Here is a 14205-nt window from a genome sequence, read left to right as displayed (position 1 = left end):
CCAGTATTAATTATCGCGGGGTCATGCTGCGGATAACTTTATCCGTTATATCGACGGTCGGGCTGTACCAGATGATCGAATTCCCTTCCTGCAGACTCAGCACAATACTATAGCCGTCCGCTTCAGCTATTTTTCTGATTTCTTCATACAGTATTGAATAAAATTCGTCATCGGTTGTCAGTTTTTTCTTTAAAGTATCCAGTTCCGCATTTTTTACTTTTGAATATTCAAGCAGAAAATCCGTTTTTGTTTTGATTTCAGATTCCAGTTTGACAACTGTAGCCTGATTATTCACTGCTTCGGCATCAACCTTTTGCTGGCGAAGTTTTTTGATTTCATCAGACATACGTTTAATTTCATTCTGATACTGTGTTTTTTTCGCTTCGTAATCACGAACGCTCCGTGAATCCCGGTAGAAAGTCGTGTAAATTCTTGCCGTATCAATAACGGCAAAACGGGTTATCTGCTGCGCGCTTATAACAGCCACGCATAACAGACAGAGAACAAACATTGTTATTTTCTTTCCGTTCATGTTACTGAACTCCTTTTCAACTAAGACGGTCTATAAACCGGTAAAGCCCAAAAACCGTTCCCTGAAAAATACAGAGAAAATGTGTTCCATTATTTTATAATGAAACAGCTTTTTTCTCAATGTATCCCGAGCTTCTTTCAAAACTCGGTTAGCTTTGAAAGAAGCATTTCAAAGAAAAATAGATTTTTCTTTTGTTACATCTAAGGTTGCGATTTCAAAACTTTCTCAGTTTTGAAATCGCCTCTCCTGTAAAATCTTTTTTACTCACTGATCCGGCGGAATCCGGTACATCAATAGTTTACAAGGCTGAACGACAGAACAAAGGTCCAGTCGGCTCCTTTTCCGTTCCTCCATTCAAATTTTCCGTCCTGTATTCTGAAAGTATTGGCAAAAAGCAGGCGCAGCGGAAATTGGGGAATACTGAAACGGATGCCGGGGCCAAAACTGAAGTAATAATCATCTATTTTCAGTTTTCCCATATCCTGAAGGGTCGGCTTAATTGCGACAGCATCCATAAAGAAGTCAAGCGCTATTACGCCGGGAAACAGCGGCATGCGCAGTTCAAGTGAATGGCTCAGCATTAAATTGCCGTAATTGCTTGATTTTGAATACAGATTTGTCCACCCCCGCCCATGGAACATGCCGTCAATATACAGTTTGCTCGAGTCGCTGATTTGAGAATCGGATATCGGAACCAGGAAGGAAAAGGTCGTAAAACCGGCCAGAACGAATTTCAGGCTCCATGACTCCGCTACCGGCAAATCAAGAAGGGTTATATACAATTCACCCTTTGTATCTGACCGGAAATAGTATTCGGTTTCAAGCGAAGGGATGATTCCATAATAGGTAAGCCTTTCGCTCAGGAAAAAACCTTTCGAAGAATCATAATTTAAATCCCTGCGGTCAAGGGCAACGCTTGTCCACACATAGTTTGTCCAAACCCATTTCCCGTGCCGGTCCCGAATATTTTTGTCAGCCGGCCGGTAAACCATCTCGTCATAGAAATTCTGGACAAGACCGAAATTCAGCCCGCCTCTCAGTGTGACTGTCGCAAAGCGCGGCAGCCAGCGGTATCCTGTTGAAACACCCGCAGAAAACAGCCATTGTTCATATTGCATACGGTAGGCGTCATCAAGGCTCGCGGAGTCTTCATATTCGCCGCGGGAATTATACGGATCGGGAACGCTTCCGTATTCGTCATAATATGCGTCATCAAAAATTGGAAATAGGTCATCCCGGTAAGTATACAGTTCCTTGTGATAGGCGGTTAAATTGAAACCGACGCTTAAGGGTGTCCCCAGAAACCAGTTTTCGGAAAAACTGAGAGTCAGGCTCTGAGTATCCGGAGAAACCGTCAGACTCGCGCCGAACGCATTACCATTTCCGAGGAAATTCTTGTCCTCCCACTGTACAAACAGCGAAAGGGGAAATGAATCGGAATCATTCGCACCAGAAAAGGTAACACCGAACTGGATTGATGCGGCGGACTGTTCTTCCACATTTATTACTACATCAATAAGATTCTCTTCGCTCCCGGGAACAAAATCAGGTATTACCATGGAGAAAAAACGGAGATTGTACAGGTTGCGGATACTGTCCAGCAGTTTCGAGCGGGAAAAGATATCCCCCGGCTCGAACATCAATTCCCTGGTTATAACCTTATCCTTTGTCTTGGTATTTCCGCGGATAATGATATTTTCAATGTGGCTCCGGTCCTGTTCGATTATCGTGATCACATAGGAAACAGTCCTGCGGTCAACGTCCCTGCGGTCCTGAATATTTACATAATTTGATGTATACCCGTTTTCAAAATATATTTCAGATATAGCCTGAAAACCTTCGGTCAGCCTGTTCAGATTCAGAATATCGCCCGGTTTAAGGCGTATTTTTGACAAAAGTTCTTCAGTAGAAAAAATGGTGTTTCCTGTTATTTCGGTCCCGCCGTATGTATACTGCTCTCCTTCCCTGATAACAAAGGTCAGTTTTAGCAGATTTCTGTCCGGAGAAGATTCCGTATCAGTCTCGCGCAGGACCATTTCAACTACCGCGTCAATATAGCCTTTTTCATTATAAAAACTCTTGAGGGCAGACTTGTCCGTTTCCAGAAGGGCTTCAGTAAAGGTTCCGGAAGAAAAAAGAACCCGGGATTCCTTGAGTTTCATTTCTTTTTTAAGAGTTTTGGCATTAAATACCCGATTGCCTTCAAACTCAATGTCGGAAATAACCGTCTGCTTGCCTTCATTTATAAGAAACTGAATGTTTATTGAACCGTCATCATTGGTAATTAATTCGGAAGTAACCCTGACCGAGGCGTAGCCTTTCTCCAGATACAGGTCTCTGACCGCCCGCTCGTCAATGCGGTATTTTAACTCATTGAATATATCGCTTTCCTTGAGGGTTATACGTTCCATAATACTCGATCTGGAAAGCCGGCGGTTGCCTGAAAACAGTATCTTTTTTATGACAGGTTTTTCCTTGACAATAAAATTAAGCTGGACCGTTTTCCGTTCAGAATCCCCGGGAAGCGCAACAGGAGTGACTTCGTCAAAGTATTCAACAGCATATATCCTCTGAAGAATTTCCCAGTACAGGTCGTCCGTGAAATTCTTCCCGATATATGAGTTAAACATTCCCTCAATTTCAGTGCGGGTTACATTTCTTAATCCTTCAAACGTTATGGACCGGATCGGCTTATTCTGATACCAGTCCTCCGGGACCTGGGAAAACAGTGTCCCGGCACAAATACACAACATTACCAGAAGAGCGAGAATTTTTGTGCGCATTAACTATGCTCCTTACGCAATAAACTATATCATAAAATAGGTCAGTATGAAAACTTCCACGACAGTGAAACTGAATTATCTGCAACAAATAATGTATCAAGGTTTTCCAGAGTATTTGTCCATCGGAGCGTAAAAAACGGGGTGTTCATTTCAAGACCGATTTCCGGCTGAATGAGCAAATTTCCGACAACGTTTTCCCTGGTTGTTTGGCTCGTCTCCTGATCATAATAACTAAAATGTACCAGCGCGTCCACAAATATAGCGGACCCGAAATATTTACCCATATAAACAGTCGTATTGTCAAAATAGTTACCTATTGTCATCTTTTTTTCTGAAGAATTACCGCTTGTATTCTGCATTGCCGTTCCGAATATCGCGTTTTGTATGAGCAGCGTCCGTATGGAGAACATGTCAAGATGCAGGAAATCACGGATGGCATTCTCGACTCTGCGGAAAATTCCCAGCTGGGCGGCAAAATCAGAGCCGACTACTATAACATCCCGCCATAAGGTATCCCTGCTGGCGTCACCGGTTGCCACCTGGCCCAGCAGGACCATAAGTTCCAGTTCGGATTTGGGAGGTTCCGAACTTAACACGGGCACAAGATTACTGAGCGGCTGATTTTCCGCGCTCAGAATAATCCTGACCGACTGGCCGTCCTCATCGCGGTCGCGTATTTCCGCCCGTAAGCTGACGATCGGGTCGAATCTGGACTGGTTTTCGTTAAAGATAATGCTGCCCTGCCTGAGATAGAAACTCCGCTTCAGATAGAAGACTTCCCCTCCCCGCAGAGTGGCGGCTCCCCTGAGCTGGAAATTATTCGTCCGCGTATTCAATGCTATGCGTATGGGTTCATCGGCCTGTATAAAACTGCGGAGAATAGGGACTTCCGCCAGAACCCAGCGGAATTCGGCCTTTTGGCCCAAATTAAGCGTTAAATCGATATTCATGTCAAAATTGGTGGTACTGTCCTGCGTCTGGCCCCCGGAAGAAGGCCAGGTCGAAAAATAGCCCTGTTCAAAACCGGCGACCCCGGTTATATCAAGGCCTTCCCATGAAAAGGATATTGCAAGGTCAAAAGAAATGCTCCCCGATATGGCAAAAAGATTATTTCTCATATTAACCAGAACAGGTTTGTTTGACAGCGTCGCGGTATTGACTTCTATCGTGGTTGGCAGCCAGTGCTGGAATTCAAACAGCGCGTCTATCAAAAATGCGCTTTTATCAGAGGCAACAAGAAAAGATGGTATGGTAAGCAGCTTCCCTTCGGCCTGTATTTCAAAATCAACCGGACCGTATGTTCCGGTAAGATAATCGGGGGCCGTAAAACGGATACCGGAAACGGCAAGCAACCCGTTAAATTCCGGATCATTTAAAAGACCGGTAATCGTAAAGTTGCCGCTGATAGTCCCGTCCGTGAAAACCAGAGGGAGAATCGGTATAAATTCGTAAAGCTCCATCATATCAACATAAAAACCAGAAATGGCAATCGAGATATTGGGACTTGCAATAATACCATTTGCCTGAAACTGGATTGGGAATTCTGAAGTTGATTCCAGAAGGAAGGTACCGTCATCCAAAAGAAAACCGGTCAGCGCATCATTTTTTCCGGCATATACCGCGGTAACGCCCGGCTCATGGACAAAGGTGCATACAAAGGGTTCATTCTCCGCAGAAGAATAGGTATTCCATCCCAGATTTGCTACACTCGCACGCAGCGTAAACTGCTCCAGACTCTTGCCGATGTCAAACAGGGAAGGTTTTTCCGGAATATAGTCGCTGAAAAAATCAACCCGCAAATCTGCTGTAAGGGGAGAACTGCCCAAATTTCCGGAATATGAGGTTTTAAGTGTTGCATTCATTGTATCAATAGAGAAAAATCCATCAAGATTTGATAAATTATTCCCGTTCCACGAGGCAAGGCCATTATACAGTGTAATGACTCCGTCCTCTAAAAAGAAAGAAAGGCTTGCCCTGAGATCAAAGCCGGCGAATTGATATATAAAATTCTGGATATTTGCCGAAGCGAATAGATTATCCGGCGTACCGGAACAGGTAAAAGTAAATGTTGCGGTGTTATTGTTTTGCTGTCCCCTGAAGAACCGGAAAAGAGGCAAATCGACAACATCAAGCTGTGCTTCAAAAATATTTCATCGGCAAGTTCCACCTGTCCGGTCAGGAAAAAGGATTCATTCGAAGTATCTGTCTGCAGTTTCATTTCCGCCATATAAAGGTCCCTTCGGAAGAACTGGGGAAACGGTTCACTGACATATACCCTGCAAGTGTTGAATAGGCATCTGAAATGGTAAAACTATGCAAAAAGACCCCGGTCTGGTCAACAATGCCTATACACTGAACAATAGTTGAAAGAGGTAAAAAACCGCCGACTTCTTCAATCAGCGCATTATTAATACTTACTTTCCAGTTTGATGCACTGGAATACGAAAACTCCGAATCCAGCGTAAGAGACAACAGCATGGGTCCTACCGGTACCGGCAAGCCTGAAAAGAGACAGGAACCGAGGATGCTGCCGTCACGGTTAAATACTGAAGTAACAGTCAAATTATAATCGCCATAAACGGAAAGACCTGTTTTTGATACCAGACCTGAAAAATTATACGGATAGGAATTTACCTCGAGTGAAGCATTGAAAAGAACATCGGAACCCATACCAAAACCGATATTAACATTCCCCAATATATTATAACTCCATGGGGTAAAATAAATATCGGTGATATCAACACTGGTTTCATTTCCTTTTGCCGTCAAAAGAACATACAAACCGTCTGTTTGGCCGGAAGCAAGAACAAGACGGGTGCAGTTAAATGAAAAACTGGAAAAATCGGTTGAAAAATAAACTTCCGTCGTGAGTGCGTAAGAATCAAACCAGGTTTGCAGCGAAGACAATATACCGTCTTTTGGCAGATACACACCGGAAAGAATGCCAAGAGTGTTTGAAACACCAATAGCATCAAGACCGACAAACAGTTCCAGAAAATGTCCCCTCTCTCCGGAATAAGTACCCTCCGCGCTGATTCGTCCGGTATCTTCATACGCGTTAAGCGTAAATGGCACTTCCGGCCAGGAAGCTGTGTCTATTTCCACAGTTACCGAGGAAAAAACCGCATCATTAATTGTCAATTCAGGCAAAATGCATATAAAACCCCGGCCTTCCGGGTTTACATACATATCGCCCGAAATTGTTCCAAGCCGGGGAATAAACATTTTATTGACTTCAAGGAAGCCGTCCGGAACAATCCTTTTCAGATCAAAGGAACCGGTATAGGAAAAATCGTATTCTGTTCCCGCAAAAGATAAATTATCAAAATTGATCCGGCTGCTGTCTCCGTTCAGGCTTGCCAGCAGCTGACCGCCTCCATAGAAAGCGGGAGGGATAAGCGCGTCTACATTGGCCGCATAGACCAAGCCCTGTTCAGCCGAAAAGGAAACATTCAGATCAGCCGTAAGCACCGTATTGCGCAGTTTCGAGACAAATTCGTTATTAACGCTCAGCTGGCCCCACCTGAAAGGCAGGAGCTGTCTGCTCGCAACAGACAGATTCAGGGCCTGTCCCGGTATATCATATGTCAGAGTCATATTTATCGGCTGCAGATCCTGTACGGAACTTACCGACAAAACGCCGTTTCTGTATACCGCGATAAGTCCCAGCTGGGATACGGAAAAATCCTTGTTTCCGATTGTATCAATAGTTAAAACTATAGAACCGGAACTCAGATAATTTTCAAACCGGCCGCTTAAGCGGAGTGTAGTGGACAGGGTTCCGAGTACCGGCAGCGCAAACCGGTCATAAGCGGCTTTACAGGTTAATTCAAAGGAAATATTCCGGTCCGTAATGGCGATCTGTCCCCGCGCTATATTTCCGGTAATAAGCTGGTTCGCATCGCTGTATGAAAATGAAATATTCCTTATCCGGACTGAAACTGAACCTGATAAAAACTGTTCAAGAGCGCTTGATGTTTCAGGATCGGGATTCGGTTCGCTTTTAAAAAGGCCCGCAAAGAAAGCTATTGTCTGCTTATTTTGTTCATAATCAATGGAAATATCGCCTGTCTCAAGGATTATTTCACGGAGGGCTCCCGCAAAATTTCCCCGTAGAATTTCCCCGAGCGAATAGGAAACCGATAATTTTGATATATGAGCTACAACGGTCTGTGTGGATGGGTCCGTAATGGTTAAATCTGAAAATTTCAAAACCCTGAAAATTGAAGGAGAAAGCGCCTTATAGGAAATACGCAAACCTGTTTGGTCTTCAATTTCTTCAACAACAGAATCGCGCAAATCAACGAGATACTGCTCAAACCGCTGGTTTACCGGTTTAAGCAGAAAAAACACTGCAAGCAGTAAAGCAACGAAGAAGAGAATTTCTATACTTAAAACAAGAGCAGGCCGCTTCATCTCACTAATATTATAGTATCATATCAGAAAATATATTATAATCATATTATGTTATTGCATAATTTTGTAGTTTTTGAAGGAATTGACGGTTCAGGAACAACAACACAGCTGAAAGAAATAGAAAAACTTTTTGAAAACAGATATGGAAAGGAAAAAAAGCCTCTTCTGATTACCTGTGAACCGACAACGGGAGAAATCGGCAAACTGGTCAGAAAGGGCCTCAGCGGAGAATTCAGCTTCACGGCGGACACTATGGCGCGTCTGTTTGCGGCAGACCGCGGAGAACATCTGTATGGAGAGAACGGGATATGCGATCAAATTGCCCGGGGCAAGGCTGTGATTTCCGACCGCTATCTTTTTTCCAGTCTGGCATACCAGGGCGAAACAGGCAATCAGGATCTGGTCAGAATTCTGAACCGTGATTTTCCGCTTCCGGAATACCTCTTTTTCTTTGATCTTGACCCGGAAACCGCAATGAACCGCATAGAAAACCGCAGCGCCAAACCTGAAATATATGAAAAATATGAAATCCAGAAAAAAGTCCGGCGCCGCTATCTGGATATTATGTCCGAATATGAGAAAGAAACTTCAGAAATGAACATTATCAGGATTGACGCGGAAAAACCTGTTACTGAAATTACAGAAAAAATATGGACTATAATACAAAATCTGCCGAAAATAAAGGGAGATGAATAAGCCAGTTTTTTCACGACATCATATTTTTGTGATATTGCTCTTTATTTTGCAAATTTTCCCGGCAAAATCCCTGTACCCGTATTTTGTACAGTATAAAGAGCAATATTATAAATTATACCATATACACTATAACCAGTATCCAGATGATACGATTGAGAATATTTACTGGCTTGAACGGGCCGTGGAAGCTGATTTCTGCAACCCGCTCTATGCGATGGGAAAGATAAACGATAAAAAGGACTGGGAAAAATACCGGTATCTTTTTATGATGCACATTAATTTGAAACTGGTTGAGCAGCACTTGCGGCTTGGGGTAAAATGGGACAAACAGGTCGCCTACTTTTATAATGCGCCCTGGAAAGAACAGAATCTCGACAGTCTTAATACTGCCGAAACTTGCTATAAAACAGCCCTGTATTACTGGAATGAAGCAAAAATCTGGGCTGAAAAGGCAAACGCCAGGGAATTCCGTTTTTTATTTTTAACGGACCTCCAGTTCTGGGAAGATGAGCGGGAAAAGATCGCGAACGGAAAACTGAATTACGAAAGGACCATTAACCGGGAACTTGCCCGTCTTGAAAAGGTCCGTGCGGACTTTCTTGCAATGGATGAAAATACCTACTAGAATACACCTCATGTATCAATTACAATTTGCCGCGTCACCCTGCAAAACCGGAATCTATTTTCAGCCGGAAATATGCCTGCCTGAGGTTTCAGTGCCGGGCGGTATATATATTGCCGACTCAAATACCGCCTCACTTCTGCGCAACGCCCGGAATTTTGATAACTCCGTTCCGCTTATAATTATTCCTGCCGGTGAAGAACATAAAAACCTTGAAAATATCGAAAAAATTCTTGAAACAGCCCTGAACTCGGGACTGGGCCGGGACAGTCTGTTTATCGGCTTTGGCGGCGGCGTCATTACCGATATGGCGGCCTTTGCGGCTTCGCTCTATATGCGCGGAACACGGCTTATTCTGGTCCCTACAACATTGCTGGCAATGGTTGACGCTGCAGTCGGCGGAAAAACCGGGGTCGATTTTCTCGGCTATAAAAACCTTGCGGGCAGTTTTTATCCGGCGCAGGAGATTCATGTAATTGTACATACTCTTGATACCCTGAGCGATAGGGAATTCCGTTCAGGACTTGCGGAAGTCTTAAAAATAGCGCTTATCAGTGACAGAAAACTTTTTCAGCTCCTGTCTCAGGCTTCTGAAAAAATACTGAACCGTGATCCGGAAATTCTTGAAGAAGTCATATTCCGGAGCATTAAGGCAAAGGCAGAGATTGTAAAAAAAGATCTGCATGAGTCGGGTATACGGAAATATCTGAATCTGGGACATACCTTCGCTCATGCCCTTGAAACGGCGGCGGGTCTGGGTTCTGTCTCCCACGGAGAGGCTGTTGCGTGGGGAATATCCCGGGCGCTTGCGCTCGGCATACACCTCGGGATTACGGACAGGGAGTATTATAATACGGTAGTATCCGTCTTTGACCGCTACGGCTGGAACTCTGATCCTATGCACCCTGCTCTCCGGGCAAAGGGAAAACAGGCGGTGCAGGAACTGCTCTCCGCAATGAAAAATGACAAAAAAAAGCAGGAAGGAACAGTCCGTTTCGTACTCCAGAATAAACTGAATTCAACAGTATTAATGACCACACCGGATTCCGATATAGAGGCGATACTGGAATGAATATATTTCTTGACTGGGCCGCCACAGCGCCTCCCGATCCTGAAATTTTTCAGGAAACCTGTGACACGGCCCTTACCTGTTACGGCAATCCATCCAGCATTCATGCCGCCGGGCAGAAGTCGGCTTCAAAACTTGCCGAGGCAAGGCAAAAATGCGCGGAGGCCCTGAATGTCAAGCCGCAGACAATAGTATTTACTTCGGGCGGGACCGAAGCCGGCCATCTTCCGCTGCTCGCCCTGCTGAGACGTCCCGTACAGGGTACGCTTGCGATAAGCGCAATCGAACATCCGGCTGTCATTGAACAGGCAAGGATTCTTGCACACTGCGGCTGGAAAACTCTTATTATTCCGGCAACAGGGGAAGGTTTTATAACACCGGAAGCCGTATTGTCCACTATCAGGGATGATACGGCTTACGTAGCGGTAATGGCAGTCAATAATGAAACAGGAGCCGTTCAGCCTGTTGAAGAAATAGCAGCCGGGATCGCGGACCGGACAAAAGGGAAAAAGAAACCCTTTTTTCATGTTGATATTGTTCAGGCAGCCGGAAAAATCCCGGTGAATCTGAATTGTCCTGAGATAGATTCGGCGGCAGTAAGCGCTCATAAACTGGGAGGCCCGCGGGGTATCGGACTTTTATATCATAAAAAACGCTTTGAACCCTTTATCATGGGAGGCGGACAGGAGAGCGGAATCCGCCCTGGAACCGAAAATATCGCCGGGGCCTGGGGACTCGCAGCCTGTCTGGTAAAAAACTGCCGCAGCCCCGCAGATGACCGGAGTTACTCAATGGCCGAATATATTATCGAGTCTCTATGCTCAGTTCCCGGTATTGCGCCGGTGCCGGAAACAAGGAAGCCGGATGACAGACGGTTTTCACCGTATATTTTCCAGTTTACCAATTCCATGTTTCCCGGCGAAGTACTGGTACGAATACTTTCCGAGCGGGGAATTTTTATTTCAACAGGTTCGGCCTGCTCGTCCCGCAGCCGCGCAAGGCCTGTACTTCAGGCAATGCATGTCAAACCGGAAAAACAGCTCGGGGCTTTCAGGGTATCCACAGGAAAGTCAACAACAAAACAGGACATTGACTGTCTGACAGAAACACTCAAAGACATATATCAAAAAAATAAAATGCATACAAAAAAGGAGTGACAGATTGAATACTATATCAAATAAAGTAATATATCTGATAAAGATCGGGGAACTGACTCTGAAAGGCGGAAACCGCAAGGATTTTGAACAGCGGCTTGTCCAGAATGCCCAGCTTTTTCTGGAAGGCAAAAACGCAAAAGTTCTGCTCAGGGCCGGACGGATGTATATCGAAATAGACGAAATATATTCACAGGCGGCGGAATATGCCCTCCGTCATCTTACGGGAATAACAGGATGGGCGCGGGCGGTCATTGTCGAGAAGGATACCGACCGGATAAAACAGGCTGTTCTTGCGGTAGCGGTCAAAGCAAGGGATATGGGGAAAAAGACATTTAAAATAGAAGCTCGCAGGTCGGATAAGAGTTTCCCCCTGACTTCCTATGAGATCGCCCGCCTTATGGGCGAAGCAGTATATGAAAATAATATTCTCGCTGTAGATGTCCATAATCCGGAAATTGAAATTACGGTGGAAGTCCGTGAACGCTGTTTTGTATATGGAGAGGAAATACCGGGTAACCGGGGACTTCCATGCGGAACAGGAGGAAAGGGACTGCTCCTGCTTTCGGGAGGCATTGATTCACCGGTTGCGGGTTACCGCATGATCCGGCGCGGCATGAAAGTTGACTGTCTGTATTTTCATTCCCATCCCTACACCTCCCCGAAGCCAGGCAAAAAGTTGAAAACCTGGCCCGGGTACTGGCAGGATACGGTGTCGGGACTCATTTGAATATTGTCCCGTTTACGGAAGTACAGCAGCACATAAGGGAAAACAGCCCGCCGGCATTTGCGACTCTGCTTTTGCGGGTTTGCATGATGCGGACCGCGAATATGCTTTGCAGCAAAATCGGCGCAAAAACCATTATCACGGGTGAAAGTCTCGGGCAGGTAGCCAGCCAGACAATTGAAAACCTGACGGTTACCAATTCCTATGCGGAATTTCCGGTACTGCGCCCACTTATAGGGATGGACAAAGAAGAAATCGTGACCACGGCCAAGCAGATAGGGACCTATGATATTTCCATCCTGCCGTATGAAGACTGCTGCGTTCTGTTTTCACCAAAACATCCCGTTCTGAAAGCGGACTTGCAGGAATCTTCTGTCCTGTATGAAAATATGAAAATAGACGGACTGCTTGAAAAGGCCTTTTCGGAACGTGAACATTTGCGGTTCGGATGGCTTGAAAAAGTTCAGGATACCGGAGTTTCGGGTGTCTGACTGTTTTCCGGAGCAGGGACAGCATCCCCTTCTCCGGGACTGTCTTCATCGGGAGGTTTTTCCTCCGGAGGATTCAGCCCTGCTTCGATTTTCTCTTCCAGTTTGTTGATCTCCTTAAGCGCGTCCGAATCGGGAAAATTTGCTTTTAACTCCTCCGTTATGGCCTGGGCTTCAGTAAATTTGCCTGCCAGAACCAGTATCTCGGCATAATCCCGCGCGGCCTGCGGGTCTTCGATTTTCTTTTCATACAGTATCCCGTAAAGCTCCAGGCCTTCGTCTATTCTTCCCGCGGAAACCAGCGCATAGGCATAGGCTGAAATAAGTATGGTATTTGAAGGATCTTTCTTATACAGTTTTCCGAATTCCGCACAGGCGTCATCCCATTGCCCGGCCAGGGCATAGGCCCTCGCAAGCCCGTACCGGGCAAGGTTTGCGTATTCTTTTTGCCGGGACGCTTTTTGGTAATAGGGAATCGCCTTGTCATACTTTGCGAGCCCCACATACGCCTCCGCGATTGTGTAATATTCCGCCGCGAGATCCTTTCCGGACATTCTGAAACCTCCGGAAGCGCAGGAGCCAAGAACAAGGGACAGAAAAATACAGGCGCAAATCTGTGGCAGCTTTTTCATTTTCCGGTACCGAGAACAACCTGTTCGATCTTCCGCAGCTGGGACCGGTATAAACCTGCAATATCACTTCCGTAGTCGGCAATTAACTGAATAATATCCCGGGGTGTTTCTTCCGTGTCTTTTCCGTTTATCCGGTCACCGGCATCTCCAAGACCGGGCATTATATAAGCGGCTGAATTCAATACGGGATCCATCCACAATGTATAAACCGTACAGTTATCGAGGGCGCGGACAACACGCAAAGCCCCTTTCAGCGCGGAAATGACATTGAAAAAACTGATCGATTTCGGCTTAACACCATGCTCGGTCAGGTATTTTACAACAGTAACAAGGCTCCCTCCTGTTGCATTCATGGGATCGGCGAAAATAAGATCCCTGCCGTTCAATTCATCTATATTGAAATACGATCTGTCAAGATCAAAAATATATTCCATGTTTTTTTCTTTTTTGAGTCATTTCGTTTTATTTTAAATAAGGCAAAAGGGGTTACATAGCCGTGGGAGGAATACTCCTCAATCTCTTTTGACATTATCATTGAAGGAAGAAGCGCGCCTCTGAGCAGGACACACATAACCGAATTTTCTATTTTATAATCAATGTCCGGAATTTTATGTACTGCATAGTTCTGTATGGGCGCGGTTACCGGCGTCTTTACCACCAGATAATTTTTATTCTCCGAATGGTCCTGGTTATTAAAAGCAAGTCTGAACAGCATTTCATAGGAACGCTGGATATAATATACAAATTCATTATGCCCTGTCCGTATGTCCCTGAGTTTGGCAATAACCCGGGAAGCTTCAGCGTGGCTTTCTTTTTCGGTTTCGAAGGAATATACCTTGATTCCCGGGGCTTCCTTGCAGATATCCTGCATAACATGGCCCATTTCATTGAATATATCGATTACCTTTTTTTCTTCATTAGCAAGAGTTGAACTGAAACCGCCCGCCGCAAGAATTTTAAACGAATCCATGGCGCGTATATACAATTTGTCCATTCTGTCCAGATAGGTTATATCTTTTTCAGTCAAATATCCGTCAAGCGAATCCGCACCGACTACTACTTTGCTCATACCTGCTTATCCTCCTT

Annotated in this window: 9 protein-coding genes and 2 pseudogenes; 5 read left to right on the top strand and 6 right to left on the bottom strand. The window is 45.1% G+C overall.

All coding sequences use genetic code 11. The features are described from left to right. Positions 1 to 10: 10 nt before the first annotated feature. From K7I13_RS00345 to K7I13_RS00330, 4 genes are all read right to left on the bottom strand, one after another. Positions 11 to 532, bottom strand: a complete 522-nt coding sequence (locus tag K7I13_RS00345) for an OmpH/Skp family outer membrane protein (protein ID WP_255947119.1) — start codon at positions 530 to 532, stop codon at positions 11 to 13. A 290-nt stretch (positions 533 to 822) separates the two neighbouring features. After that, positions 823 to 3315, bottom strand: a complete 2493-nt coding sequence (bamA, locus tag K7I13_RS00340; protein WP_255947117.1) for an outer membrane protein assembly factor BamA — start codon at positions 3313 to 3315, stop codon at positions 823 to 825. A 41-nt stretch (positions 3316 to 3356) separates the two neighbouring features. Continuing rightward, positions 3357 to 5432 carry a translocation/assembly module TamB domain-containing protein gene (locus K7I13_RS00335; protein WP_255947115.1) on the bottom strand — a complete coding sequence of 692 codons (2076 nt, stop codon included), beginning with the start codon at positions 5430 to 5432 and terminating at the stop codon, positions 3357 to 3359. 97 nt (positions 5433 to 5529) lie between these two features. Continuing rightward, complete coding sequence (locus tag K7I13_RS00330; protein WP_255947114.1) at positions 5530 to 7731, bottom strand: AsmA family protein; 2202 nt, start codon at positions 7729 to 7731, stop codon at positions 5530 to 5532. Positions 7732 to 7779: 48 nt separating this feature from the next. On the opposite strand from K7I13_RS00330, the gene tmk reads away from it, so the two are divergent. From tmk to thiI, 5 genes and pseudogenes are all read left to right on the top strand, one after another. Then, on the top strand, positions 7780 to 8427 hold the full coding sequence (tmk, locus tag K7I13_RS00325; RefSeq protein ID WP_255947113.1) for a dTMP kinase: 648 nt from the start codon (positions 7780 to 7782) through the stop codon (positions 8425 to 8427). Then, positions 8420 to 9052, top strand: a complete 633-nt coding sequence (locus K7I13_RS00320; RefSeq protein ID WP_255947112.1) for a DUF8513 domain-containing protein — start codon at positions 8420 to 8422, stop codon at positions 9050 to 9052. The genes tmk and K7I13_RS00320 overlap by 8 nt, the downstream gene beginning before the upstream one ends. A gap of 91 nt (positions 9053 to 9143) precedes the next feature. Then, complete coding sequence (gene aroB / locus K7I13_RS00315; RefSeq protein WP_255947111.1) at positions 9144 to 10121, top strand: 3-dehydroquinate synthase; 978 nt, start codon at positions 9144 to 9146, stop codon at positions 10119 to 10121. Beyond that, positions 10118 to 11275, top strand: a complete 1158-nt coding sequence (locus K7I13_RS00310; RefSeq protein ID WP_255947110.1) for a cysteine desulfurase family protein — start codon at positions 10118 to 10120, stop codon at positions 11273 to 11275. The genes aroB and K7I13_RS00310 overlap by 4 nt, the downstream gene beginning before the upstream one ends. Before the next feature lie 4 nt (positions 11276 to 11279). Further along, a pseudogene (thiI, locus tag K7I13_RS00305) lies at positions 11280 to 12490 on the top strand (tRNA uracil 4-sulfurtransferase ThiI). On the opposite strand, the gene K7I13_RS00300 reads toward thiI, so the two are convergent. Together K7I13_RS00300 and K7I13_RS00295 are read right to left on the bottom strand one after the other, a co-directional pair. Next, positions 12463 to 13119 (bottom strand): tetratricopeptide repeat protein, encoded by a 657-nt coding sequence (locus tag K7I13_RS00300; RefSeq protein ID WP_255947109.1) that lies wholly within the window; start codon positions 13117 to 13119, stop codon positions 12463 to 12465. The pseudogene thiI and the gene K7I13_RS00300 sit on opposite strands and share 28 nt — an antisense overlap. Beyond that, a pseudogene (locus tag K7I13_RS00295) lies at positions 13116 to 14188 on the bottom strand (uracil phosphoribosyltransferase). The gene K7I13_RS00300 and the pseudogene K7I13_RS00295 overlap by 4 nt, the downstream one beginning before the upstream one ends. Positions 14189 to 14205: the final 17 nt, after the last annotated feature.

Origin of the sequence: Brucepastera parasyntrophica (genome assembly GCF_022376835.1) — a bacterium.
In the GTDB taxonomy this organism is placed as follows: Bacteria; Spirochaetota; Spirochaetia; order Treponematales; family Treponemataceae; genus Brucepastera; species Brucepastera parasyntrophica.
The sequence above is the reverse complement of the archived record's forward strand: the minus strand, read 5'-3'. Positions and strand labels throughout refer to the sequence as shown.